26 protein-coding genes are annotated in these 22,812 nt (G+C 71.2%); 11 read left to right on the top strand and 15 right to left on the bottom strand.

Features of this window, described 5'->3' with window-relative positions; all coding sequences use genetic code 11:
• Nucleotides 1–30: 30 nt before the first annotated feature.
• The 3 genes from AB0I91_RS03995 to AB0I91_RS03985 form a co-directional block, all read right to left on the bottom strand.
• Nucleotides 31–879, bottom strand: coding sequence for a beta-keto acid cleavage family enzyme (locus tag AB0I91_RS03995; protein ID WP_498771942.1), 849 nt, complete (start codon nt 877–879; stop codon nt 31–33).
• A 103-nt stretch (nt 880–982) separates the two neighbouring features.
• The gene (gene ygfZ, locus AB0I91_RS03990) at nt 983–2,074 is read right to left on the bottom strand and encodes a CAF17-like 4Fe-4S cluster assembly/insertion protein YgfZ (protein WP_499616443.1); all 1,092 of its coding nucleotides are present in this window, start codon (nt 2,072–2,074) and stop codon (nt 983–985) included.
• Nucleotides 2,071–2,514, bottom strand: a complete 444-nt coding sequence (locus AB0I91_RS03985; protein ID WP_498771946.1) for a Fur family transcriptional regulator — start codon at nt 2,512–2,514, stop codon at nt 2,071–2,073. The genes ygfZ and AB0I91_RS03985 overlap by 4 nt, the downstream gene beginning before the upstream one ends.
• A 34-nt stretch (nt 2,515–2,548) precedes the next feature.
• Between AB0I91_RS03985 and AB0I91_RS03980 the strand changes: the two genes are divergently transcribed.
• Nucleotides 2,549–3,391 (top strand): aminodeoxychorismate lyase, encoded by an 843-nt coding sequence (locus AB0I91_RS03980; RefSeq protein WP_499616449.1) that lies wholly within the window; start codon nt 2,549–2,551, stop codon nt 3,389–3,391.
• A 108-nt stretch (nt 3,392–3,499) separates the two neighbouring features.
• Here the strand turns inward: AB0I91_RS03980 and AB0I91_RS03975 are convergent, their stop codons facing one another.
• The 11 genes from AB0I91_RS03975 to AB0I91_RS03925 form a co-directional block, all read right to left on the bottom strand.
• Entirely contained in the window at nt 3,500–6,061 is a 2,562-nt protein-coding gene (locus AB0I91_RS03975) for a glycosyl hydrolase family 18 protein (protein WP_499635106.1), read from the bottom strand.
• Between the two features lie 132 nt (nt 6,062–6,193).
• Nucleotides 6,194–7,102: a 5-oxoprolinase subunit C family protein gene (locus AB0I91_RS03970; RefSeq protein ID WP_499635103.1), complete on the bottom strand. Its 909-nt coding sequence runs from the start codon at nt 7,100–7,102 to the stop codon at nt 6,194–6,196.
• Between the two features lie 11 nt (nt 7,103–7,113).
• Nucleotides 7,114–7,719, bottom strand: a complete 606-nt coding sequence (gene pxpB, locus AB0I91_RS03965; protein ID WP_499635101.1) for a 5-oxoprolinase subunit PxpB — start codon at nt 7,717–7,719, stop codon at nt 7,114–7,116.
• Between the two features lie 122 nt (nt 7,720–7,841).
• On the bottom strand, nt 7,842–8,477 hold the full coding sequence (locus AB0I91_RS03960) for a heme-binding beta-barrel domain-containing protein (protein ID WP_498785605.1): 636 nt from the start codon (nt 8,475–8,477) through the stop codon (nt 7,842–7,844).
• Nucleotides 8,478–8,692: 215 nt separating this feature from the next.
• Nucleotides 8,693–8,995: a DUF1416 domain-containing protein gene (locus tag AB0I91_RS03955; protein WP_230566272.1), complete on the bottom strand. Its 303-nt coding sequence runs from the start codon at nt 8,993–8,995 to the stop codon at nt 8,693–8,695.
• Between the two features lie 2 nt (nt 8,996–8,997).
• Nucleotides 8,998–9,843, bottom strand: coding sequence for a sulfurtransferase (locus AB0I91_RS03950; RefSeq protein ID WP_230566273.1), 846 nt, complete (start codon nt 9,841–9,843; stop codon nt 8,998–9,000).
• Nucleotides 9,844–9,883: 40 nt separating this feature from the next.
• Nucleotides 9,884–10,339 carry a DUF4395 domain-containing protein gene (locus AB0I91_RS03945; protein WP_498785610.1) on the bottom strand — a complete coding sequence of 152 codons (456 nt, stop codon included), beginning with the start codon at nt 10,337–10,339 and terminating at the stop codon, nt 9,884–9,886.
• 104 nt (nt 10,340–10,443) lie between these two features.
• Nucleotides 10,444–10,521 carry a putative leader peptide gene (locus AB0I91_RS03940; protein WP_360462167.1) on the bottom strand — a complete coding sequence of 26 codons (78 nt, stop codon included), beginning with the start codon at nt 10,519–10,521 and terminating at the stop codon, nt 10,444–10,446.
• A gap of 66 nt (nt 10,522–10,587) precedes the next feature.
• The gene (locus AB0I91_RS03935; RefSeq protein ID WP_498785612.1) at nt 10,588–11,013 is read right to left on the bottom strand and encodes a TlpA family protein disulfide reductase; all 426 of its coding nucleotides are present in this window, start codon (nt 11,011–11,013) and stop codon (nt 10,588–10,590) included.
• A complete protein-coding gene (locus tag AB0I91_RS03930) occupies nt 11,013–11,816 on the bottom strand; it encodes an LmeA family phospholipid-binding protein (RefSeq protein WP_498785614.1) in 804 nt (267 codons plus the stop codon). The genes AB0I91_RS03935 and AB0I91_RS03930 overlap by 1 nt, the downstream gene beginning before the upstream one ends.
• Nucleotides 11,813–12,514 (bottom strand): alpha/beta hydrolase family protein, encoded by a 702-nt coding sequence (locus AB0I91_RS03925; RefSeq protein WP_498785616.1) that lies wholly within the window; start codon nt 12,512–12,514, stop codon nt 11,813–11,815. Before AB0I91_RS03925 ends, AB0I91_RS03930 begins: the two co-directional genes overlap by 4 nt.
• A 229-nt stretch (nt 12,515–12,743) precedes the next feature.
• Here AB0I91_RS03925 and AB0I91_RS03920 point away from each other — a divergent pair, with 229 nt between their 5' ends.
• The 10 genes from AB0I91_RS03920 (at nt 12,744) to AB0I91_RS03875 (ending at nt 22,100) form a co-directional block, all read left to right on the top strand.
• The gene (locus AB0I91_RS03920; protein ID WP_498785618.1) at nt 12,744–13,499 is read left to right on the top strand and encodes a winged helix-turn-helix domain-containing protein; all 756 of its coding nucleotides are present in this window, start codon (nt 12,744–12,746) and stop codon (nt 13,497–13,499) included.
• A 149-nt stretch (nt 13,500–13,648) separates the two neighbouring features.
• Nucleotides 13,649–14,527, top strand: a complete 879-nt coding sequence (gene mshD / locus AB0I91_RS03915) for a mycothiol synthase (RefSeq protein ID WP_499612955.1) — start codon at nt 13,649–13,651, stop codon at nt 14,525–14,527.
• 194 nt (nt 14,528–14,721) lie between these two features.
• Nucleotides 14,722–15,843, top strand: a complete 1,122-nt coding sequence (gene pstS / locus AB0I91_RS03910; RefSeq protein ID WP_498785622.1) for a phosphate ABC transporter substrate-binding protein PstS — start codon at nt 14,722–14,724, stop codon at nt 15,841–15,843.
• Nucleotides 15,844–15,877: 34 nt separating this feature from the next.
• The gene (gene pstC / locus AB0I91_RS03905; protein WP_498785624.1) at nt 15,878–16,933 is read left to right on the top strand and encodes a phosphate ABC transporter permease subunit PstC; all 1,056 of its coding nucleotides are present in this window, start codon (nt 15,878–15,880) and stop codon (nt 16,931–16,933) included.
• Complete coding sequence (gene pstA, locus AB0I91_RS03900; protein ID WP_498785626.1) at nt 16,930–17,844, top strand: phosphate ABC transporter permease PstA; 915 nt, start codon at nt 16,930–16,932, stop codon at nt 17,842–17,844. Before pstC ends, pstA begins: the two co-directional genes overlap by 4 nt.
• Before the next feature lie 10 nt (nt 17,845–17,854).
• Nucleotides 17,855–18,631 carry a phosphate ABC transporter ATP-binding protein PstB gene (gene pstB / locus AB0I91_RS03895; RefSeq protein ID WP_498785628.1) on the top strand — a complete coding sequence of 259 codons (777 nt, stop codon included), beginning with the start codon at nt 17,855–17,857 and terminating at the stop codon, nt 18,629–18,631.
• Between the two features lie 165 nt (nt 18,632–18,796).
• Nucleotides 18,797–19,198 carry a hypothetical protein gene (locus AB0I91_RS03890; protein WP_499635096.1) on the top strand — a complete coding sequence of 134 codons (402 nt, stop codon included), beginning with the start codon at nt 18,797–18,799 and terminating at the stop codon, nt 19,196–19,198.
• 12 nt (nt 19,199–19,210) lie between these two features.
• Nucleotides 19,211–19,756 carry a DUF3558 domain-containing protein gene (locus tag AB0I91_RS03885; RefSeq protein ID WP_499635093.1) on the top strand — a complete coding sequence of 182 codons (546 nt, stop codon included), beginning with the start codon at nt 19,211–19,213 and terminating at the stop codon, nt 19,754–19,756.
• Nucleotides 19,757–19,761: 5 nt separating this feature from the next.
• The gene (locus AB0I91_RS03880; protein ID WP_499635090.1) at nt 19,762–21,309 is read left to right on the top strand and encodes a PPE domain-containing protein; all 1,548 of its coding nucleotides are present in this window, start codon (nt 19,762–19,764) and stop codon (nt 21,307–21,309) included.
• Nucleotides 21,306–22,100: an ESX secretion-associated protein EspG gene (locus AB0I91_RS03875; protein WP_498785636.1), complete on the top strand. Its 795-nt coding sequence runs from the start codon at nt 21,306–21,308 to the stop codon at nt 22,098–22,100. Before AB0I91_RS03880 ends, AB0I91_RS03875 begins: the two co-directional genes overlap by 4 nt.
• 3 nt (nt 22,101–22,103) lie before the next feature.
• Here the strand turns inward: AB0I91_RS03875 and phoU are convergent, their stop codons facing one another.
• Entirely contained in the window at nt 22,104–22,775 is a 672-nt protein-coding gene (gene phoU / locus AB0I91_RS03870; protein ID WP_230566287.1) for a phosphate signaling complex protein PhoU, read from the bottom strand.
• Nucleotides 22,776–22,812 lie beyond the last annotated feature (37 nt).

Here is a 22,812-nt window from a genome sequence, read left to right as displayed (position 1 = left end):
CGCCAACACAAACCTGCTTCCAAAGTTGTCTCAAACCTGTACCGGACTGCGCACGCCCAGAAGTGCACGTGCGTCCGCGGGCGACAGCGGCGGGCGCTGGGCGATCTTCGCCAGTCCCGCCGCGCGAGCGACCAGTTGCGCGTTGTCCCGGACCGGCTGGCCCTTGGCGTAGGACACGGTGTCCTCCATGCCCACCCGGACGTGACCGCCGGCGGCCAACGCCGTCAGCATCACCGGCAGGGTGGTCCGCCCGATGCCCGTCGCCGAGAACGACGCGCCCTCCGGCAGCAGCCGCAACGCCGCCACCAGCGTCTCCGCGTCGCCCGGCATGCCGCCCGGCACGCCCATCACCAGGTCGACGTGCACCTTGCCGCCCGCGGGCAGCCCGTGCTGGTCCAGCAGCCGTCGCAGCGACGCCAGCTGGCCGATGTCGAAGATTTCGTACTCGGGGACGATGCCCCGCTCCTGCATTCCCTTGTGCAACGCGACCACGAACTCCCAGCGGTTCAGGAACACGTCGTCGCCGAAGTTCACCGTGCCCATGGTGCAGGACGCCGAGTCGGGCAGGGCGTCGAGCACCTTGAGCCGGTCGGCCTCCGGGTCGGTCACCGCGCCGCCCGTGGACAGCTGCACGACCAGGTCCGTCTGCTCGCGCAGGGCGGCGACCGTGGCCTTGAGCAGCCCGAGGTCCAGCGTCGGCCTCGTGTCCGCGCCCCGGATGTGCACGTGCACCATCGCGGCGCCGACCTGCTCGCACGCCCGTGCGGCGGCGACCAGTTCCTCCAGCGTGACCGGCAGCTGGGGCACGTCGGCCTTCGCGTGCTCGGCCCCGGTGGGCGCGACGGTGATCAGCGTGCCGTGGGATCCGGGTCGGGACATGTCGTGATCCTGGCACAGAACCCGTTCGGGCTAGCGCCTCAGCGGTACCCCGCGGGCCGGGAACCGCAGGCAGGGGAAGTCGCCGGTTTTCCGGTCCGGACGATCACCGGCCCAGGTTGCGCGCCGCCTCGCGGCCGAGACCGGGGGTGTCCGGCGGCACCGAGTCGGGGTCGACGTTCGCCTGCACGCGCCGGTCCTCCGCGCCGACCAGCAGCTCGGTCTCCGGCGAGACCGACCGCTTGACCAGCGCGAGCACGATCGTGCCCAGCTCGTGGTGCAGGGCGACGCTGCCGACGCGGCCGACCACGCGGTCCTCGACCAGCACCGGGTCGCCGGTCTCCGGCTGCACCTCGCGCGACCCGTCCAGGTGAAGCAGCAGCATCCGGCGGGGCGGGCGGCCGACGTTGTGCACCTTCGAGACGGTCTCCTGGCCCCGGTAGCAGCCCTTGTCGAGGTGCACGGCCTCGCCGATCCAGTTCACCTCGTGCGGGATGGTCTTCTCGTCGGTGTCCACGCCGAGCCGGGGGTGCAGCGACTCCACCCGCAGCGCCTCGAACGCCCAGCTGCCCGCCGGGCGCGCGCCCGCGTCGGTGAGCCTGGCCCACCAGTCGGCGATCCCGCCGCGCGGGACGACCAGGTCGACCGCGTCCTGGCCCGGCCACGTCATCCGGCGGGCGAAGCCGCCCTCCAGGGCGACCACGCCGTGCGGGCCCGCGGGCACCGGCAGGTCCAGCTTGGCGAACAGGCCCTCGACCTCCGGGCCGACGACGGTCAGCACGGCCAGCTCGGCCGTCGCGTCCCGCGGCTCGACCTTCGACCAGAAGACCATCTTGGTCAGGTACGCCAGCAGCTCGGCCGCCCGCGACGCCTCCGTGTCGAGGTAGACGACACCGCCGACGTTCGCCACCACGGCGTGGTGCTCGACCCGGCCCTGCACGTCCAGGATCAGCGCCTCGGTGCCCTCGTCCTCGCCGAGCGCGGTGAAGTGCTGGCTGGTCAGCGAGTGCAGCCAGGTCAGCCGGTCCTCACCCGGCACCGCGAGCACGGCCCGGTTCGACCGGTCGAACACCGCGACCGACCGCGTCGCCGAGCGCTGCTCGGCGAACGGGTCGCCGAAGTGCCACGGCACGCCCTGGTCGGGAGCTCCCTCGAACGGGGCGACGGCACCGGGGGCGGTCAACAGCGGTGAATTCACTCGGACTCCTTCGGTGCGCTCAGGCACTCGCGGCACGTGCCGGACAGCGCGAGGTGGCTCGCATCAAGTTCGAACCCGTACTCGTCCCGCAGTGTTCCCCCGAGCGGGGAGAGCAACTCGCACGGCACCTCGTCCACCCGGCCGCACCGGTGGCACACCAGGTGCACGTGCTCGTGCGCGTGGACCGAGTAGTTCGGCGCGCCGTGCCCGAGGTGGGTGTGCCGGACCAGGCCGAGCCGGTCGAGCAGGTCGAGCGTGCGGTAGACCGTGGTGATGTTGACCGTCGGCGCGGTGACCTGGACGCGCTGGCAGATCTGCTCGGGTGTGGCGTGCCCCAGCTCGCGCACGGCGTCGAGCACGAGCTGGCGCTGGGGTGTCATCCGCATGCCGCGTTCGTGCAGCGTCTTGCGCAGGGCTTTCGGGGCGCTGGCGGTGTCCACGAATCCGATGGTAGGCCGTGAGTAGTCTCACGGTATGCGCGTGCTCGCACTACTGGACGGAACGCTGGCCGACCCCGACGCCCCGCTGATCCGGGTCGACGACTTCGGCCTGATGCGCGGCGACGGTGTCTTCGAGACCATCCTCGTGGTCGACGGCAAGCCACGGGAGCTCGCCCCGCACCTGGACCGGCTGGCCCGCTCGGCGGCCATGCTCGACCTGCCCGAACCCGACCGGGCGGCGTTCGAACGCGCCGTCGACCTCGTGCTGGACAACTGGGCGGGCGGCGCGGAGATCGCGCTCAAGCTCGTCTACACGCGGGGGGTCGAGGGCGGCGACGGCACGCCGACCGGCTTCGCGCTCGGCATGGACATCTCGCCGAAGGTGATGGCGCAGCGGGCCGAGGGCATCGCCGCGGTCACCCTCGACCGGGGCATCGAGCCGGGCCTGATGGAGCGCGCGCCGTGGCTGCTGCTGGGCGCCAAGTCGCTGTCGTACGCGGTGAACATGGCGGCGATCCGCGAGGCGGAACGGCGCGGCGCGGCCGAGGTCGTGTTCACCACGTCGTCCGGCTCGGTGCTGGAAGGCCCCACGTCCACCCTGATCATGGCCCGCGGTCGGACCCTGACCACGCCGCCCGCCGAGCTGGGCATCCTGCCGGGCACCACGCAGGCCGCGCTGTTCCGCGCCGCCGGGCGCGAGGGCTGGGCGGTCGAGGTGCGGCCGATCGAGGTGGAGGAGCTGTACTCGGCGGACGGCGTGTTCCTGGTGTCGAGCGTCCGCAAGATCACCCGCGTGCACACGCTGGACGGCAAGACGCTGCCGGACGCCGCGGAGCTGCACGGGCGGCTGGCCGCGCTGTACGAGGCTGAGTACTAGGCCGCTGTGTTGGATTGCCGCTGCTCCGCAGACGGCGCGGGTGGTGGTGAGGCGTGGTGGTGAGGCGCGAGTGGTGGCCCCGGGATGGTCGAGCCCGGGGCCACCCGCTCACCGCAGGCCGGCGTCCACGGCGTTGATCAGGGTGCCGTTGGCGGTGTCGCCGGACATCTCCCAGATCATCGCGCCGAGCAGGCCGCGCTGCTTGAGCCACGCGGTCTTCTTCTGGATCGCCCACACGTCGTCGAACGTCCACCACTGCCCGCCGTTGCCGGTGAAGCAGGACGTCGCCACGGCGGCCTCGTCGTGGTGCACCGCGCAGCCGGGCACGCTCGCCAGCAGGTTCGAGTAGCCGCGCGTGCCCGCCTCCTCGGCGAACTGACCCGGCGCGGCGCCGGTGGCCGACTGCCACTCGCCGTTCTTCGCGCCGGCCTGGACGCCCTGCCAGCCGCGGCCGTAGAACGCCAGCCCGATGGTGATCTTGCGCGGGTTCACGCCGACCGAGGTGTAGGCGTTCACTGCGTTCTCCACGCTGAAGTGGAACGAGTAGGGGTCGTCCACGTCGGCGTAGAGGTTGCCCTGGTGGCCGGTGCGGTTGGGCTCCCACGAGTTGTCGCTGCCCGCGCCGTGGAAGTCGTAGCCCTGCACGTTGAAGACGTCCAGGGACTTCGCCACCTGTGGCAGGTCCCACCCGGCGTCGATCTTCGCCGGGTCGGCCGGGGTGAACGCGGTCAGGTCGTACCGCCTGCCGGTCTCCCGGCTCAGCTCGTCGAGCTGCCGGCGGAACTCGTCGATCAGCAGCGTGTTGTTCTGCTTGTCGTTCGGCCCGATGTGGTTGCCCGCGTGCCCCTCCGCGCCCGGCCACTCCCAGTCGAGGTCGATGCCGTCGAAGATGCCCGCCGCCGTGCCGGGGCCGCCCGCCGCGTTGTAGACGGGCAGGTTGCCCCTGATGTAGACGTCCAGGCAGGACTTGACGAACTTCTTGCGCGCCGCGTCCGTGGCCGCGACGTCGGAGAAGTACTTCGAGTAGGTCCACCCGCCCAGCGAGATCAGCACCTTCAGGTGCGGGTGCTTGGCCTTGAGCTTGCGCAGCTGGTTGTAGTTGCCGCGCAACGGCTCCCAGCCGGTGTCGCCGACGCCGTCCACCGACTGCGCCGCGCTGAACGGCCTGCTGTAGTCGGCTTCCGCGTCACCCGCGCCGTCGCCCTGGTTCGGGTCCTGCGGGTCGGGTGAGGTGCCCTTGGTGACGCCGTGCAGGCAGGTCAGGTTGACCGGGTCGATGTTGCCGAACGCGTAGTTCAGGTGCGTCAGCTTCGCCGCCGTGCCGCTGGTGTCGAGGTTCTTCACGAAGTACTGCCGGCCGTAGATGCCCCACTGCACGAAGTACCCGACCCGCGCGTACCCGTCGACGATGTCCGAGGTCGACACCGTGACGGCGTTGCCCGGCCCCGACACGTTGTCGTACAGGTCCCGGGCGCGGACGGTGAAGGTGTAGGCGGTGGACGGCGACAGGCCGTCGACGCGCGCCGTCGTGCCGGTGACGGTCGCCTTCAGCGCGGCGCCCTGGTAGACGTCGTAGTTGGCCACGCCCCGGTTGTCGGTGGCCGCGTCCCAGCTCAGCGTGATGCTGCCGGCGTCCTTCGCGGTGCTGCGCAGGTTGGTCGGCGCGGTCGGCGGCTGGGTGTCGTCGGCCGGGTTGTTCGTGGTCACGGCCAGCACGTTCGACGCGGTGGACAGCGTGCCCTTGGTGTCCTTGGCCTTGACCGTGAAGGCGTAGGCGGTGTTCGGGGTGAGGCCGGTGACGGTGGCGCTCGTGGACGTGACCGCGGTGGCCAGGGTGGCGCCGTTGTACACCTCGTACCCGGCGACGGGGAGTGAGCCGGGTGCCGAGGCGGTCCACGCCAGGGAGACGGTCTTGGTGGTCCGCACCGGCGAGTGCAGGTCGGCGGGCGGGGTGGGCGGTGTGTCGGGCGTGCCGTCGCAGTTGGCGTTGTTCACCCGGCAGGTGACCGGCTCGGCGGCCCGGCTGAGGGCGAACGTCGGGCTGTACGGCTCGGTGGAGCGGCGGGCGCCCACGCTGCGGTTGTAGTGCACCGGGTTGAGCGTGACGGCGTTGCCGGTCTGGCTGATCGTGGCGTGCTGCGCGCCGCTCGCCGTCACGCCGGCGGGCAGGGTGAAGGTGATCGACCAGTCGGCGAGCACCGCGTCGGTGTTGTTGTTGACCACGAACTTGCCGGTGGAACCGGTGAGGCTGAAGTCGGCCGTGGTCGGCGCGGGCGGCGGTGGCGGGGGTCCGCTGCCGTCGCAGTTCGCGCCGTTGACCGCGCAGGACGTCGGGTCGACGGCCTGGCTGAGGGTGAACGTCGGGCTGTACGGGTCGGTGGTGCGGCCCGGCTGGATGGTGCCGATGTAGAACGCGGGCGTCAGGGTCACCCGCGTGCCGGTCTGGGTGGTGGTGGCGTGCTGCGCGCCGCTGACGGTGACGCCCGCGGGCAGGTCGAACTTGATCGACCAGCCGGAGACGGCGGCGGTCGTCGGGTTGGCGACCACGAACGTGCCGGTGGCGCCGGTCCTGCTGAACGTGGCGGTCAAGCCGGTCGCGGCGGCGGCCGGTGCGGACAGCGCTGCGGTGGCCAGGAGGAAGGCCAGGAGTGCGGTGAACGGTCGGCGCATCAGGGTGTGCCTCTCGAGTACGGGGACAGTCGAGAACCACGGCGGCCTGGTCGTGCCGGTCTTTTCCGGGACGCTGCCGAAGGTAGGTCGTGCGGCGGTCGTTGACAATGGGTCTAGACCAATTGCGTCCGTTCAGCCGTGTGGCGCGAAGCGCAGGCGGGTGCCGGGCCCGGCCTGCCCGAGCAGCGGGAGGACGTGCCCGGCGACCACGCCGATCACCGGGTAACCGCCGGTCGTGGGGTGGTCGGCGAGGAACACCACGGGCCGACCGTCGGCCGGCACCTGCACCGCGCCGGTCACCAGGCCTTCGCTCGGCAGCTCCTGCCCGACCCGGCACGCGGTCCGGTCCAGCGCGGTGCCGGTGAGGCGGATGCCGACGCGGTTGCTGCGGTCGGACACCGTCCAGCGGCCGTCCCGCAGTCGGCGCGCCGGGTCGTCGAACCAGTCGTCGCGTGGGCCGAGCAGGACGGGCACGACCAGCTCGTCCGGGGTGCGCGTCGGCACCAGCACGTCCACGCCCACCGGCACGCCGGTCGGGTCGCCGAGGGGCAGTTCGTCGCCGGGGCGCAGCGGGGCCGGGCCGAGGCCGGAGAGCAGGTCGGTGGACCGGCTGCCCAGCTCGGCCGGGACCGCGATGCCGCCGGACACCGCGACGTAGGACCGGAGGCCGCCGCTGGGCGTGCCGAGGGTGAGGGTGTCGCCGGGCGCCAGGTGCAGCGGCGAGTCGCGCGGGACGCCGTCGACCAGGGCCGGGGTCGACGGGCCGGTCACGGCGACGGTGCAGGAGGCGTTGGCGCGCAGGGCGAGGCCGCCGAGGAGCACTTCGAGGCCGGCGGCGCCCTCGGGGTTGCCGACCAGGCGGTTGGCGAGCGTGAGCGAGGGGAGGTCGAGGGCCCCGGAAGGCGGGACGCCCAGGTGCGCGTGGCCGGGCCGGCCCAGGTCCTGGACCAGGGTCTGCGGGCCCGTGCGAAGGACGGTGAGGGTGCGTTGGCTTCGGGGGTCCTGGACGTGGGGCACCCGTGCGCTGGACGTAGGACTCACGGGGTGGGTGGTCATCGGACGGCCTCGAAGCGGACGCGGTCGCCGGGGGTGAGCAGGGCGGGGGTGGGGCGGCGCGGGTCGAACAGGGGCGCGTCCGTGCGGCCGATCAGCCGCCAGCCGCCGGGGGTGGCGCGGGGGTAGGCGGCGGTGAACTCGCCCGCCACGCCCACCGAGCCCGCCGGGACCTTCGTGCGCGGCGAGTCCAGGCGCGGTTGGCGCAGCGGCTCGGGCAGGCCGGTCAGGTAGGCGAAGCCGGGCGCGAAACCGCAGAAGGCGACCCGGTACTCCGCGCCGGTGTGCAGCTCGACCACCTCGGCCGCGGTCAGGCCCGCCGTCTCGGCGACCAGGTCCAGGTCCGGGCCGTCGTAGCGGACCTCGATGACGACCTCGTCGCCGTCGACCTCGGAGTGGTGGACGAGGTCCGCCGCGGTCAGGAGCTTCCGCACCGCCGCCGCGCCACCCGGCCTGGTGACGATCAGGACGGTGCGGGCGGCCGGGACGAGTTCGACCAGGTCGGGCAGGTCGGCCGCGGCGACGGCGGCGCGCACGGCCTCCACCTCGCCGAGCGAGTCCACCTCGACGAGCACGCCGTCCGTGCCGCAACGCCGCAGCTGCATGGGTACAGGTTAGATGAGGATTGTTGAACAATCAGCATTGAACTGCCGCTGCCCGCAGACGGCGGCTCGGTCGCCCGGAAGTCGATCGCTCGCGTGGTGGCCGGCTTCGGCGGCAATCGAACTCAGCCGACGACGCGCTGCAGGTGTGCCGAGGTGTGCGGCTGGAGCGGCTGGCCGACCATGGCCCGCTCCTCGACGTACGCCAGGTCGCCGTTGTTGACGATGCCGTACAGCCGCTGCGCGCCGACGACCTCCTTGGCGGTCGCCGTGCGCACCACCGCGTCCGTGGTCATCTCCCACGACGTCTGGTTGCGCGGCTTGCCGTAGTACAGCTCCACGATCCCGGTGTTGTGCGTGATCAGCACCTCGATCGTGTCGTCCGGCTGCGGGCGCCAGAAGCCCGTCTCCCGCGCCGCCTGGCGGATCACGCCGCCGTCCTCGTCCAGCAGCCAGGCCCGCGCCTCGTAGTACAGGAACGGCCGACCGTCGTGCGCGAACGTGATCTGCTGCCCGTACCGGAACGGGCCGTCGATCGTCGGGTACACGACCTCGCCCTCGCCGCGCCACACGCCGACCAGCGGCAGCAGCGCGAGGCAGGCGTCGTGCAGCGAGGGTCCGGAGCGCAGGTTCGCCGTGTCCGCCGGGATCGGCAGGTCGTCGAACTGCGGCAGGTTGCGCGCCCCGGTCACCGAGGCGCGCGAAGCGGCGGCCTGCACGGCCGCGTCACCACTGCCCGGAACGGGCCCGTTGTCGCTCACCGCTGGTCGGAGAACAGGCGGTACACCACGTACCCGGCGAACCACACGACCAGCAGGGACACGAGGACCAGCAGTCCTGTGAAGAAGTGTTCCACCCGCCCAGTTTAGGCACCCGGGCCCGGAAGCCGCCGACCCCGGTGGCGAACGCCACCGGGGTCGGCGAGGGGTAGCGCCGGGGGCAGCCCGTGCGCTCCCCGGGTCTCGGGGGTGTGGTGTCAGGCCACCGCGACCTCGACCGGGTGCACGCCCGGCCCCTCCGCGCTGACCGACGCCTGCCCGTTGCCCGACCGGTGCAGGGCGCGGATCGTCCACGTGCCCGGCGCGGCGAAGAACCGGAAGTCGCCGTCGGCCGAGGACACGACCTCGGCGGTGAACTCGCCCGAGGCGTCCAGCAGGCGCACGAACGCGCCGCCGACCGGTGCGCCCTCGGACCGGACCTTGCCGGACAGCACGACCTCGTTCGCGCCGACCTGGATGTCGACGCCCTGCTCGGGCGCGCCGCAACCGTCCAGACTCATGATCAGGCCTCCTTGCCGCTGCCGAGCTCGACCGGCACGCCGACGAGCGAGCCGTACTCGGTCCAGGAACCGTCGTAGTTCTTCACGTCCTCGTGGCCGAGCAGCTCGTGCAGCGCGAACCACGTGTGCGACGAGCGCTCGCCGATGCGGCAGTAGGCGATCGTCTTGCGGGAGCCGTCGAAACCGGCCTCGCCGTAGATCTCGGCCAGCTCCTCGTTCGACCGGAACGTGCCGTCCTCGTTGGCCGCCTTGCTCCACGGCACGTTGATCGCGCTCGGGATGTGGCCGGCGCGCTGCGCCTGCTCCTGCGGCAGGTGGGCGGGCGCGAGCAGCTTGCCGGAGAACTCGTCGGGCGAGCGCACGTCGACCAGGTTCTTGTTGCCGATCGCGTCGACGACCTCGTCGCGGAACGCGCGGATCGCCAGGTTCTGCTCCTGGGCGGTGTAGCTCGTCGCCGGGCGCTCGACCTGCTCCTTGTCCAGCGGGCGGCCGTCGAGCTCCCACTTCTTGCGGCCGCCGTCGAGCAGCTTCACGGCGTCGTGGCCGTAGAGCTTGAAGTACCAGTAGGCGTAGGCGGCGAACCAGTTGTTGTTGCCGCCGTACAGGATGACCGTGTCGTCGTTGGAGATGCCCTTGGCGGACAGCAGCTTCTCGAAGCCCGCGCGGTCGACGAAGTCGCGCCGCACCGGGTCCTGGAGCTCGTTCCTCCAGTCGATCTTCACCGCGCCCGGGATGTGGCCGCCGTCGTAGGCGGTGGTGTCCTCGTCCACCTCCACGAACACCACGCCGGGCGCGCTGAGGTTCTCCTCGGACCAAGCGGCCGAGACCAGGACGTCTTCACGGCTCATCGAGCTGCTCCAATTTCTTCGTTCTGACTGCGACTTGGTGTCACTGGGGTCGGGCGAGCGCGGGTGCGTAGCGGCGCAGGAGCAGGAACAGCTCACAACCCAGGCACAGGCCGACCGCGGCGTTGAGCAGCGCGGCGACCAGTGCGGCGGAGGTGGCGACGACTCCGAGCGCGGTGAAACCGGTGGTGTAGCCGATCGTGCCGATGAGCGCGAAGACGAACCCGACGCCCTGCGCGAACCGCAGCGGGGCGGCCTCCTCGCGCTCGGCCGTCGGCTTGATCCTCGGCTGCACGGCGAACCGGTAGACGTGGCCCCACGGGTTGAGCTTCAGCGAGATGAACGCGCACATCGCGAAGAGCACGGTCTGGGCGGCGAGCAGCCGCCACGAGCCGGTCAGCAGGACGACCGCCAGGATGGCGGTGGTGATCCAGGCGCTGAACCGCGGGCCGCGCGGGTCGACCGGCGCGTCCTTGGTGGCGGTGGCATCTAAAGGCATGGCGACCTCCTGACGGTGGACAAGACTGGTAGTCCGTCTCAGGCGGTGTTAGGGGCAGGCGCGCACCACCGTCAAGGGTGTGCGGGCCGCCGGGAACCGCCCGGTCAGCGCGCCGCGCGACACAGGCTGCTGCGCACGCGGCACAGGTCCACCGCGAGTCGCTTGGTCAGCAGCGTGGTCATGGGTTCGAGACTAGCCGCTCGTCCCTGCTGTCGGGAGTGGCGTCCAAGGCGTGGGAATACCGAGGTTCACCCGATCGGGCCAGGAAGGTGTGGGCGCAAAGCCGCAATGAGGCGGTCCGCCTTCGGGACGCCACCGACCCGGAGCAGTTCCGCGCCCGAGGCGTCCAGCGCCACCGTGGTCGGCGCGCGCAGCACCCCGAGGTCGGCGGCGACCTCCGGCAGGTCGGTCACGTCGAGCTCGACGTGCCGCAGCCCCGCGGTGCGGCCGGCGAGGTCCTCGAGCACGGTGCGGGCCTGCCGGCAGTTCGCGCAGAACGTCGTGGAGAGCTGCACCAACGTCACCGGGACGCCCGGGTCGATCAGGTCGCGCACGGGCGCGGGCAGGCCCTGGTGCGGTTTCGCCACGCGCACGCGGCCGTCCCGGGCGCGCAGCGCCACGGCGACCGCGGCGACGACCGCGACCGCGCCGAACAACGCCCACACACCGGTCATCAGCCGCCGCCCTGGTCCAGGAGGATGTCGTTGATCGCGCCTTCCACGGTGAAGGCCCCACTCTCCACCTTGACCGCGGTCGGTGTCACCGTGAAGGGCAGCGCGCCGGGGTCGATGGTCACGCTCAACGCCTCGCGCACCACGCCGAGCACCGCGTCCAGCCCGTCCAGCGCCATGTCGTCCAGCTCGACGTCGTTCACCGCGATCATCACCTGGCCGTTGACCAGCGACACCGTCCCGTACGCGGTGATGCGGAGGTCGCGGCCGGCGACGTTGGTCTTGCCCGACAGCCGCACCGCCGCGACCGTCGGGTCCGGCGCCTGCCCGTCCGTGACCTTGGTGCGCTTGTCCGGGTCGATCGCCAGGTCGGTGAACGGCGTGATCTGGTTGACCAGCCGGCTCAGGTCGTTGACCTTGATCTTGACGCTGCCCTTGACCTGGTCGATCCGCGCGTCGCGGGTGTTGCCGGCCAGCAGGTCCGACAGGCCGATCCGGGTGTGCTTGAGGTTCGCCCGGATCTCCAGGTCGCGCAGCTGGTCGCGCACCGGCACGCCGGTGGCGCTGATCTCGATGTCGCGGTAGTCGCCGCCGATCGCCTGCGTGATGAACGGGAAGCCGTTGATCCGGACCGACGGGTCCTCGCTGAGCCCGAACTTCTCCCGCATCTTCTGCGCCACCTGGTACTCGCCGACCGCGGCCAGCGCGAAGTCGGCGGCGACCAGCAGCGCGCCCACGACGAGCGCGGCGATGATCAGCTTGCGCCCGCGCGTGGAACGGCGGCGGTTCGTGTCGGTCGCGGTCATCGCCTGCCCTTTGTCCGGTCCGGGTGGTGCTGCGAGGTGCGTTCGGCCAACCAGGTCGCGATCCGGTCTACCAGAGCGGGCGTCATCGACGACTCGGCGTGCCGCACGCCCGGCTCCAGCCACAGCTCGGCGTCGCCGCCCGCGGCCCGGTGCAGCGCGACGGCATGAGCCGGGCCGAAGTAGTGGTCCTGCTCACCGTGCACGATCAGCAGTGGGGTCGGGGTGATGCGGTGCACCACCTCCAGCGGGCTCTCCGGCGCGGTCCGCCACGGCGGGCCGAGGCGCACGCCCAGCGCGCGGGCGGCGAGCCTGCCGTGCGGCTGTTCGAGCAGCCAGTGCACGCGGCGCATCGCCACCGTGTCGCGCACCCACCAGCGCGAGGGCGCGCTGACCGCCGCCACGGCGTCCGGCCGCTCGTCGTGCAGGCCCGCGTGGCGCAGGGCGACGGACGCGCCCATGGAGAAGCCGACGGTCGCCACCCGCCGGTAGCCGAGCTCGCGGGCGAGCGACACCCCGGCCGCGAGGTCGTGGATTTCGTCACCGCCGACGGTGGACCGCCCGGCGGAGCGGCCGTGGCCCCGGAAGTCCAGCGCGACGACCCCGCCGTGTCTCGCGAACCGGTGCAACACGCGTGACACGAACGGCTTGCGGACGTGGTTCGTGAAGCCGTGACCCACCACGAATGCGAGATCCGTCACGGTCGGTGTCGATCTCACATGCACACCGCGCAGGAGGACGGCGTCATGTGACATGGATGTAACAGGCGTGACGCTTGTGGAAACAACTGTGACTCTGTCCTGCTGACCTGGGTCTTTCGTGGTGTGCACCGGTATCGTCTCCGTCATCCGCAGGCAACGGGGCCCGGTCACCGTACTTCGCCTGTGCCTGGTCGGTGACCAAGCACCGGCCGAACGAGAGGGCGCCGCGATGAGTATCGATGTGCTGCTGCTGACCACCGACTCCGACCCCGAGGCGGTTCTCCCCGCGCTGTCGCTCCTCCCGCACGAGGTGCGGCCGCTGCGCCCGGAGGTCTCGGCGCTGCTGGAAGCCGGTCCGCACGACATCGTGCTGGTCGACGCCCGGACCGACCTGGTCGCGGCGCGCAGCCTGTGCCGGCTGCTCGACTCCAGCGGCGTGGACGTGCCCGTGGTGGCGGTCGTCACCGAGGGCGGCCTGGTCGCGGTCAACTCCGACTGGAGCGTGGACGAGATCCTGCTCCCGACCTCCGGCCCGGCCGAGGTGGACGCCCGCCTGCGCCTGGTGCGCTCCCGGCGCGGCACCACGCAGCCCGGCGGCGACGGCTCGATCCAGCTCGGCGAGCTCGTCATCGACGAGGCGACCTACACGGCCCGCCTGCGCGGCCGCCCGCTCGACCTGACCTACAAGGAGTTCGAGCTCCTCAAGTACCTGGCGCAGCACGCGGGCCGCGTGTTCACCCGCGCGCAGCTGCTGCAGGAGGTCTGGGGCTACGACTTCTTCGGCGGCACGCGGACGGTGGACGTGCACGTCCGGCGCCTGCGCGCCAAGCTGGGCCCCGAGCACGAGTCGCTCATCGGCACCGTGCGCAACGTGGGCTACAAGTTCGTGCGGCCCCCGCGCCCGGGCAGCGCCCGCCGCGTGGACCACGCGATCGACGCGCCCGAGACGACGATCGACGACGCCGAGCTGATCTACGGTGTTTGATTGCCGCTGCTCCGCAGACGGCGGCGAGGTCGCCTGGAAGTCGGCCGCTCGCGCCTGATTTCCCGACGATCGAAAAGCGTGATCGCCGGAAAACGAGTCGCGAACGACCGACGCGACCTCGCGGGGCGAGCTCCGGGTAGGTTTTCGGTGTGGAATTGACCTGGTTCGAGGTGTTGTCCCCCGAGCAGGCCGACGAGGTCAGCGGTCTGCTCGGGGCGGCCGAAGCCGCCGACGGCGTGGCCCCGGTCGGCGAGGCGGTCGTCCTGCGCCTGCGCCCCGACGCGCGCGGCAGCCGTCACCTGCTCGCCCGTGACGGCGCGACCCTCGTCGGCTACCTGCACCTGGACGTCTTCGGCGACTCCGACGGCAACGAGGTCGCGGAACTCGCCGTGCACCCCGACCACCGCCGTCGCGGGCACGGCGCCGCGCTGGTCGAAGCCGTGGCCGACCGCGCCAAGCCCCTGCGGATCTGGTCGCACGGCGGGCACCCCGGCGCCGCGGCGCTCGCCGCGAAGCTCGGCTACCGCAAGGTCCGCGAGCTGCTGCGCCTGCGCCGCCCGCTGGACGCCGACCTGCCCGAACCCGTGCTGCCTCCCGGCGTGGCGCTGCGCTCGTTCGTGCCGGGCCGGGACGAGGCCGCGGTGGTCTACGTCAACCACCGCGCGTTCGCGTGGCACCCCGAGCAGGGCGCGATGAGCATCGAGGACGTGCGGGAGAAGGAAGAGCAGCCGTGGTTCGACCCGGCCGGCTTCCTGCTCGCGGTCGACGACGACGGGCGGCTGCTCGGCTTCCACTGGACCAAGGCGCACACCGCCGAGCTCGGCGAGGTGTACGTGGTCGGGGTCGACCCGGACGCGCAGGGCGGCGGCCTCGGCAAGGCGATCACCCTCGCGGGCCTGGCGCACCTGCGCGCGGCCGGGCTCACCGACGTGATGCTGTACGTCGAGTCCGACAACGCTGCGGCGTTGGCCGTGTACGACCGGTTGGGCTTCACGCGCTGGGACTCGGACGTCCAATACGCCCGGTAGTGACAAACCCATCACGCCATGCAAACGTGCAGGTCACGGGACACCCAAAAGGCGGTGTACTCGGTCACTTCCCGTGTGGTGTTCACCCGTCGTTCACCTTCTCCTGGGTGCCTGTCCACCCTCGCTACCTACCGTCCGTGTCGAGCGGCGGGGCTTCGCCGCGAAACCCGCTTCCGTAGCTGGAGGACTCCCAGGTGAAGACCAAGCGACACGGCGCCGTACTCGGCCTGATCGCGGCCGGTGCGCTTCTGCTCACCGCGTGTGGCAGCGACAACAACGCCCCCGGCACGGGTTCGACGTCGGCGGCCGGCGATTCGTCGGTCCCCGTCGAGTGCGGTGGCAAGTCGAAGCTGAGCGCCGAGGGCTCTTCCGCGCAGCAGAACGCGATCGCCACGTTCATCCAGGCCTACCAGGCGAAGTGCCCGGGCTCCGACCTCGCCTACAACGCCTCCGGCTCCGGTGCGGGCGTCAAGCAGTTCAACGCGGGCCAGGTCGACTTCGGCGGCTCCGACTCGCCGCTGTCGGAGAGCAAGGGCGAGGTCGCCGCGGCGGCCGAGCGCTGCGAGGGCAACCCGGCGTGGAACCTGCCGCTGGTCTTCGGCCCGGTCGCGCTGGGCTACAAGCTCGAGGGCGTCAACGACCTGGTCCTCAACGGCGAGGTGACCGCCAAGATCTTCAACGGCGGCATCAAGAAGTGGAACGACCCGGCCATCGCGGCGCTGAACAGCGGCGCGTCGCTGCCCGACAAGGACATCAAGGTCGTCTACCGCTCGGACGAGTCCGGCACGACGGACAACTTCCAGAAGTACCTGACCGCCGCCTCCAAGGGCGCGTGGACCCAGGGTGACGGCAAGCAGTTCAAGGGCGGTGTCGGCGAGGCCAAGGAGAAGTCCGCCGGCGTCGCGCAGGCCGCGGGCTCCGTCGACGGCGCCATCACCTACGTCGAGCTGTCGTTCGCGCAGGACAACAAGCTGTCCCTGGCCAAGATCGACACCGGCTCCGGCCCGGTCGAGCTGACCAACGAGACGGTCGGCAAGGCCATCGACGGCGCCACCATCAAGGGCGCCGGCAACGACCTGGTCCTCGACCTGGACTCGATCTACGGCTCCACCGCCGCGGGCGCCTACCCGCTGCTGCTGGCCACCTACGAGATCGTCTGCTCCAAGGGTTACGACGCCGACACCGCGAAGGCGGTCAAGGCGTTCCTCACGGTCGCGGCCACGACTGGCCAGGACGGTCTGGCGGACGCGGGCTACGCTCCGCTGCCGAAGGCCTTCCAGGACAAGCTGCTGACCGCCATCAAGGCCATCGCCTGACCAGGCCGGCACACTTCCCGGGAACGCCATTGCGATGAACGACCGCACAGTGGCCCCACGCCCCGCGGGCACCGGTTCGACCGGTGCCCGTGCGGGCGTTCCGGCTGCCCGACCCGACTCGGAGGCTCCGATTCCCCCGACCACGGAAGCCGACCAGAAGACCCACGTCCGGCCGGGTGACCGGATCTTCGCAGGCCTGGCCACGGGGTCGGGCATCTTCATCGTGGTCCTGATCGCGGCGATCGGCGTCTTCCTGCTGCTCCAGGCCATCCCCTCGCTCGCCCTGGACAAGGTCAACTTCCTGACCAGCCGCGAGTGGTCCACCGGCGACGTCGACGACATGCGCTACGGCATCCTCGACCTGCTCCTGGTCACCGTGGTGTCGTCCGCGTTCGCGCTGGTCATCGCGATGCCGATCGCGCTGGGCATCGCCCTGTTCCTCACCCAGTACGCGCCGCGCCGGCTCGCCCGGCCGTTCGCCTACGTCATCGACCTGCTGGCCGCCGTGCCGTCGATCATCTTCGGCCTGTGGGGCCTGCTCGTGCTCGGCCCGGTGCTCACCCCGATCGGCGAGTGGCTGACCGCCAACCTCGGCTGGATCCCGCTGTTCGCCGAGGGCAACGTCAGCATCGAGCTCGGCGGCACCATCTTCACCGCCGGCATCGTGCTGGCCGTGATGATCCTGCCGATCATCACCGCGGTCAGCCGCGAGGTGTTCGACCGCACGCCGGTCACCCACGTGGAGGGCGCCATCGCGCTCGGCGCCACCAAGTGGGAGGTCGTGCGCACCACCGTGCTGCCGTTCGGCAAGGCGGGTTACGTCAGCGCCTCGATGCTCGGCCTCGGCCGCGCCCTCGGCGAGACGATCGCGCTGACGATCATCCTCAGCGGCACGGGCGCCGCGTTCGCGTGGAGCCTGTTCGACGGCGGCGCGACGTTCGCGTCCAAGATCGCGCTGGCCGCGCCCGAGTTCAACGACCCGCGCACGGCCGGCGCCTACATCGCCGCCGGCCTGGTGCTGTTCGTCCTCACCTTCGGCGTCAACGCCCTCGCCCGGTCCATCGTCGCCGGTCACAAGGAGTACGAATGACGACCGACACGGCGGACCTGAACCGCCTCGCCACGCCGCCGACGTTCCAGAGCGTCAGCGGCGCGCGCAAGCTCAAGAACGGCGTCGCCACCGTCCTGGTGTACGGGGCGTTCCTCGTCGCGATCGTGCCGCTGATCTGGGTGCTGTGGGTGGTGATCCAGCGCGGTTTCCCGGTCGTGCTCGACGGCGACTGGTGGCAGAAGTCGCTGTCCGGCCTGCTGGGCCGCCAGCAGGGCGGCGGTGTCTACCACGCGATCTACGGCACGTTGGTGCAGGGCCTGGTGTGCGGTGCGCTGTCCGTGCCGATCGGCCTGTTCGTCGGCGTGTACCTGGTGGAGTACGGCGGCCGGTCCAAGCTGTCCCGGGCCACCACGTTCATGGTCGACATCCTCACCGGTGTGCCGTCCATCGTGGCCGCGCTGTTCGTCTACACGCTGTGGATCACCTACTTCGGCTTCGGCCGCAGCGGGTTCGCGGTGTCCCTCGCCCTGGTGCTGCTGATGGTGCCGGTGATCGTGCGGACCACCGAGGAGATGCTGAAGATCGTGCCGGACGAGCTGCGCGAGGCGTCCTACGCGCTCGGCATCCCCAAGTGGAAGACGATCGTGAAGGTCGTCATCCCGACGGCGCTGTCCGGCATCATCACCGGCATCATGCTGGCGCTGGCCCGCGTCATGGGCGAGACCGCGCCGGTGCTCGTGCTGGCCGCGTACGCGCCGTACATCAACTACAACCTGTTCGAAGGGCCGATGGCGTCGCTGCCGCTGCTCATGACGTCGGAGCGGAACAACCCGACGCAGGCCGGTTTCGAGCGGATCTGGGGTGCGGCGATCACCCTGGTCATCATCATCACGCTGTTCAACCTGCTGGCGACCGTGATCTCGCGGTGGCTGGCTCCGAAGACGAAGTGAGCGGGCGGTCATGGCCAAGCGCATCGACGTGAAAGACCTCAACCTGTACTACGGCAAGTTCCACGCCGTGGACGGTGTCTCGCTCGCCGTGCCGCCGAAGAACGTGACGGCGTTCATCGGCCCGTCCGGTTGCGGGAAGTCCACCGTGCTGCGGTCGTTGAACCGCATGCACGAGGTGGCGCCCGGGGCGCGGGTGGAGGGCACCGTGCTGCTGGACGGCGAGGACATCTACGCGTCCTCCGTCGACCCGGTGCAGGTGCGCCGGACCATCGGCATGGTGTTCCAGCGCCCCAACCCGTTCCCGACGATGTCCATCCGGGACAACGTGGTGGCGGGCCTGAAGCTCGCGGGCGAGCGGAACAAGAAGAAGCTCGACGAGGTGGCCGAGCGGTCGTTGCGCGGGGCGAACCTGTGGAACGAGGTCAAGGACCGCCTCGACCGCCCCGGCGGCGGCCTGTCCGGCGGTCAGCAGCAGCGGCTGTGCATCGCGCGGGCGATCGCCGTGCAGCCGGACGTGCTGCTGATGGACGAGCCGTGCTCGGCGCTGGACCCCATCTCCACTCTCGCGATCGAGGACCTGATCACGGAGCTGAAGAAGGAGTACACGATCGTCATCGTGACCCACAACATGCAGCAGGCGGCGCGGGTCAGCGACCAGACCGCGTTCTTCAACCTGCTGGGTGTCGGTCAGCCGGGTCGGCTGATCGAGGTGGACGACACGGAGAAGATCTTCTCCAACCCGGGCCAGAAGGCCACGGAGGACTACATCTCCGGCCGTTTCGGCTGATCACCGCCTTGGCTCCCGGAAGCCCTCCCACCAGCGGTGGGAGGGCTTCCGCGCGTTCAAATGACAGGGGAACCACGGGCCCGCCCCAGCCGTCAAAATCGAGACACGGTCGCCCGTTCGGGGGTACCGTGACCGTTGGGATCGGCAGACTCGCAGGGGGTAACCGTGGCGGCGGAAGGTGCGTTGAGCGCACAGTCCATGCAGGCTATGACGGCCAACATGGTGGGGCTGAAGCAGGCCGCCGAGTCGGGCTCGTTCGCCATCAGCCAGGAAGGCGCCGAGGCCTACTTGAAGGCCATCGACAACGCCCAACAGGACCTGCGGAAGATGGACACCTACCTTGTGCGACTCCGCCAGGAGACCAAACTCGGGACCAGTCCTGACGGCACGGCCATGGCGCGCTATAACCAGGAGAGCGTCGAAGGTGGAGCTGGTACTACCGGCATCCTGCCGGCGGTCGAGCAGTTGAAGTCCGCGTTGGAAGAGGCGCGGGCAGCATTGCAGAAAGCGATCGAGAACTACCGCGAGGTGGACGACTCGAACGCGAGCACCTACAAGCGCTACTGAGGGTGGAGACAGTTGATCAAGGGATTGTCGGCTCGCGTCGTATTGTCGTTGGCGGTATTGGGCGCGGTCGCCACGGGCTGCACGACCGGTGGGACCGCCACTCCGGGAACCACAACCAGCGTGGCCACGACGACCGAACGCACATCGAAGACCACGACCAGCACAAAGGCGTCCACCGGAGGCGACGCCCTGGCCGAATTCGACCCCTGTGCTGCACTGAATTCGGTGGCTGCTGGGCTCAACCTCACGGAGATCGAGCCTCGAGACGATCGCGAGTGCATCGCCGAGTACTCCTCGACCGTGTCCATCGGGCTGACGAAGCACCCCGAGCTTGCCATCGCGGACGCGGTCGGCGGCGAGAAGACCGACATCCCGATCGGTTCCCGTAAGGCCAAGCTTGTCAAGACCCCGACTACCAGTTCCTCGTGCCTGGTCGCCATCGAAGTGACCGCCACGTCAAGGGTTGACGTCGCTTCATCCGCCAATGCCTCGCTGGACGAGGCTTGCGAGGCTGCCACCAAGGTCGCCACCGCCATCGAACCGAAGCTGCCGAAGTAACCCAGATGGGGGAGAACGTCGTGACGCCGCCGAACTCGCAGCCGCCGTCCAACTCGCTGCCGCCGCAGAGCGGCAACCAGGCAACCCAGGTCACCTACGCCGGGCAGACCGAGGCTGAACTGCGCGCCGAGTACGAGCGCGAACGCGCCGCCAACCCGGGGATCTTCGGCGCCATCACGACGCTCGACGACTACCTGCGCTACAAGCAGCAGTCGGCGCAGTACCAGTCCACGCAGGAGCAGCAGCTCGAGCAGGTGGTGGAGAACTACCGGCCGCCGCTGTCGCCGCCCGGCTCCCACTACTTGGGCTACGACCACAAGGCGCTCAAGGACATGGTCACCACGAACATGTCCCCGAGCACGGCCAACGAGCAGGGCGAGGCCTGGACCAAGCTCGGCAACACCCTCGCCGAGCTGCAGACCAACCTGAGCAGCGCCACGGCCGCCAGCAAGGGCGCCTGGCAGGGCGCGGCGGCGGAGTCGGCGCAGGGCTACTTCACCAACGTCGCCACCTGGTCCGGCAACGCCGCCCAGGGCGCGCAGCTCACCGGCAACAAGCTGTACTCCCAGAGCCAGGCGGCCGAGACGGCGAAGAACGCGATGCCCGAGCCGGTCGAGTTCAGCACCGCCGACGCCTACAAGATGTTCTTCTCCGAGCCCAACCCGTTCAAGTGGGCCGAGACGATCGACCAGATCGAGCAGAAGTTCGAGGAGAAGCAGCAGGCCCACGAACGTGCGGCCGAGGTCATGACGACCATGTCCACGAGCTTCCAGGAGTCGGGCTCGACCATGCCCGCCTTCTCGGCGCCACCGCCGATGTCGGGCTCCGGCGGCGGCGACCCGAGCCAACCCGGCACGGGCCAGATCGGCGGCCGGCCGACCATGCCCAGCGGGACGGGGACGGGCACGGGCACCGGAACGGGTGACTTCAGCCTGCCCGGCGGCGGCGGAACCGGCGGCGGCAACACCAACCAGTCCGGCTGGAACGGCCCCGGCGGCATCTCGACGCTGCCCGGGCCCGGCGGCGGTGGCGGTGGTGGCGGTGGTGGTGGTGGAAACACCAACATCCCCGGCCCCGGTCCGTACCCGCCCGGCATCTACCCGCCCGGCACAGGGCCCAACCGGCCCCCGATGCCGCCCGGCGGACGTCCCAACCCGAACGGTCCCGGCGGTGGCGGCGGCAACCGCGGCCCCGGCGGTCCTCCCGGAGGCGGCGGCGGCCGCGGGCTCGGCGGTGGCCCCGGCGGCATGGCCGCGGCCGGTCGCGGCGGCCTGGGCGGCTTCGGCCCCGGCGGCAGCGCGGGCACGCTCGGCGAGGCGGGCCGGGCCGGCGCCGGCGGCTTCGGTCCCGGCGGCAGCGGCGGTCTCGGCGGCGCGGGCGCGGCGGGCCGCGGTGGCGCCGGCGGCATGGGCGCCGGCATGGGCGCGGGCGCCGGTGGCGCGCGCGGCCAGGGCGACGAGGACAAGGAGCACAAGGCCGCGTCCTACCTGGTGGAGACCGAGGACGTCTTCGGCGACGGCACGATGGTCGCTCCGCCGGTCATCGGCGGGTGAGCGTGTTCTCGTTCGCCCTGTCCCACGCGGCGGCCGACATGCTCTGGGAGGACCTGAGGCTCGGCAGCCGTCCCTACCCGTTCGAATTCCCCTACCTCGGGCAGACGGTCGACGAGCGGCGCGGCATCCGCAACGCCGTCTACCGCGACCTGGAGTCGCGCGGCCTGGCCCGGCGCGGCCGGGTCGCGCCCGAGGTGGAGGAAGCGCTCACCCTGCTGGTCCGCTTCGACTACAGCCTCAACGCGGTCGCGTCGCTCGACGCGCGCAACGTCGAGCGCCAGCTGCTGGCGCGCGGCGGCGCGGCCGGTGAGAACGCGGCGCTCGCGGTCATGGACGACCGGCAGCTCAAGGTCGACCTGATGCGGGCGCCCGCGTTGCTGCGCACGATCGTGGACCTCGTCCCGCCGTCCCGACCGGGCCCCGGCCAGTCGATCACCGTGCCCATGCCGACGTCCGCGCCGCCACCGCCGCGCCGCGACGACGACTTCGGCAACGCCACCTTCACCCAGACCATGGCGCCGCGCTCGACCGCGGGCACGCAGGTCCGGGCGCTGGAAGCGGTGTTCGAACGCCCCCGGCTGCGCGCCGGCCAGTTCGGCGTCACGGTGCGCGGCAGGCACGGCCGGGAGCAGCGCGCGCCGCAGATCGCGTGGTTCGACAACGACCAGGGCCGCTACATGTCGCAGACGCGGCAGGGGCAGGACGGCCAGAAGTGGCTCACCCACGCCCCCGCCGACAACGCGCGCATCGCGGGCCAGCTCGGGCAGGAGCTGAACGCCCTGCTCGCCTGAGGCTCAGGAACCGTCGCCGGTGTCGCCGTGGTAGCCGGGCATCCGGCCGGTGACCACGAAGACGGTCCGCTTGGCCACCGACACCGCGTGGTCGGCGAAGCGCTCGTAGAACCGGCCGAGCAGCGTCGTGTCGACCGCGGACGGCACGCCGTGCGCCCAGTCCTTGTCCATGATCACCGTGAACAGGTGGCGGTGCAGGTCGTCCATCGCGTCGTCGGCGTCCTCCAGCGACCGCGCCCGCTGCACGTCCTGCGTGCGGATGATGTCGGTCGCCTCACGCGCCAGCTCGACCGCGATGCGGCCCATCTCGGCGAAGTACGGCCGCACCGTGTCCGGCAGCACCGGGTTCGGGTGCCTGCGCCGCGCGGCCTTGGCCACGTGCAGCGCGAGGTCGCCCATCCGCTCCACGCTCTCGGCCGCGTGGATCACCGCGAGCACGATGCGCAGGTCGGTCGCGACCGGCGCCTGCAGCGCCAGCAGCGCGTACGCCTGCTCCTCGATGTCGGCGCGCACGTCGTCGATCTTGGCGTCGTCACCGATCACCTGCTCGGCGAGGGCTAGGTCCGCCCCGAGCAGGGAAGCGGTCGCGCGCTCCATCGCGTCGCCTGCCATGCCGCACATGTCGGCGAGCTGGTCGGCGAGTTGTCCGAGCTGGTCGTGGTAGGCCTCACGCATGGGCGTCAGCCTACGACGAGGTCATCGCGGTAGCGAC

Source organism: Actinosynnema sp. NPDC049800 (genome assembly GCF_040656635.1).
Taxonomy (GTDB): Bacteria; Actinomycetota; Actinomycetes; order Mycobacteriales; family Pseudonocardiaceae; genus Actinosynnema.
The sequence above is the reverse complement of the archived record's forward strand: the minus strand, read 5'-3'. Positions and strand labels throughout refer to the sequence as shown.

Coding starts and splice junctions, on each gene's coding strand:
- pstA (WP_498785626.1), top strand. CDS start 16,930: ATGACGACCGACACGGCGGACCTGAACCGCCTCGCCACGCCGCCGACG.
- AB0I91_RS03880 (WP_499635090.1), top strand. CDS start 19,762: ATGGGGGAGAACGTCGTGACGCCGCCGAACTCGCAGCCGCCGTCCAAC.
- pstB (WP_498785628.1), top strand. CDS start 17,855: ATGGCCAAGCGCATCGACGTGAAAGACCTCAACCTGTACTACGGCAAG.
- AB0I91_RS03980 (WP_499616449.1), top strand. CDS start 2,549: ATGCGCGTGCTCGCACTACTGGACGGAACGCTGGCCGACCCCGACGCC.
- phoU (WP_230566287.1), bottom strand. CDS start 22,775: ATGCGTGAGGCCTACCACGACCAGCTCGGACAACTCGCCGACCAGCTC.
- AB0I91_RS03920 (WP_498785618.1), top strand. CDS start 12,744: ATGAGTATCGATGTGCTGCTGCTGACCACCGACTCCGACCCCGAGGCG.
- AB0I91_RS03935 (WP_498785612.1), bottom strand. CDS start 11,013: ATGACCGGTGTGTGGGCGTTGTTCGGCGCGGTCGCGGTCGTCGCCGCG.
- AB0I91_RS03945 (WP_498785610.1), bottom strand. CDS start 10,339: ATGCCTTTAGATGCCACCGCCACCAAGGACGCGCCGGTCGACCCGCGC.
- AB0I91_RS03940 (WP_360462167.1), bottom strand. CDS start 10,521: ATGACCACGCTGCTGACCAAGCGACTCGCGGTGGACCTGTGCCGCGTG.
- AB0I91_RS03955 (WP_230566272.1), bottom strand. CDS start 8,995: ATGAGTCTGGACGGTTGCGGCGCGCCCGAGCAGGGCGTCGACATCCAG.
- AB0I91_RS03995 (WP_498771942.1), bottom strand. CDS start 879: ATGTCCCGACCCGGATCCCACGGCACGCTGATCACCGTCGCGCCCACC.
- AB0I91_RS03930 (WP_498785614.1), bottom strand. CDS start 11,816: ATGACCGCGACCGACACGAACCGCCGCCGTTCCACGCGCGGGCGCAAG.
- pstC (WP_498785624.1), top strand. CDS start 15,878: ATGAACGACCGCACAGTGGCCCCACGCCCCGCGGGCACCGGTTCGACC.
- AB0I91_RS03950 (WP_230566273.1), bottom strand. CDS start 9,843: ATGAGCCGTGAAGACGTCCTGGTCTCGGCCGCTTGGTCCGAGGAGAAC.
- AB0I91_RS03975 (WP_499635106.1), bottom strand. CDS start 6,061: ATGCGCCGACCGTTCACCGCACTCCTGGCCTTCCTCCTGGCCACCGCA.
- pxpB (WP_499635101.1), bottom strand. CDS start 7,719: ATGCAGCTGCGGCGTTGCGGCACGGACGGCGTGCTCGTCGAGGTGGAC.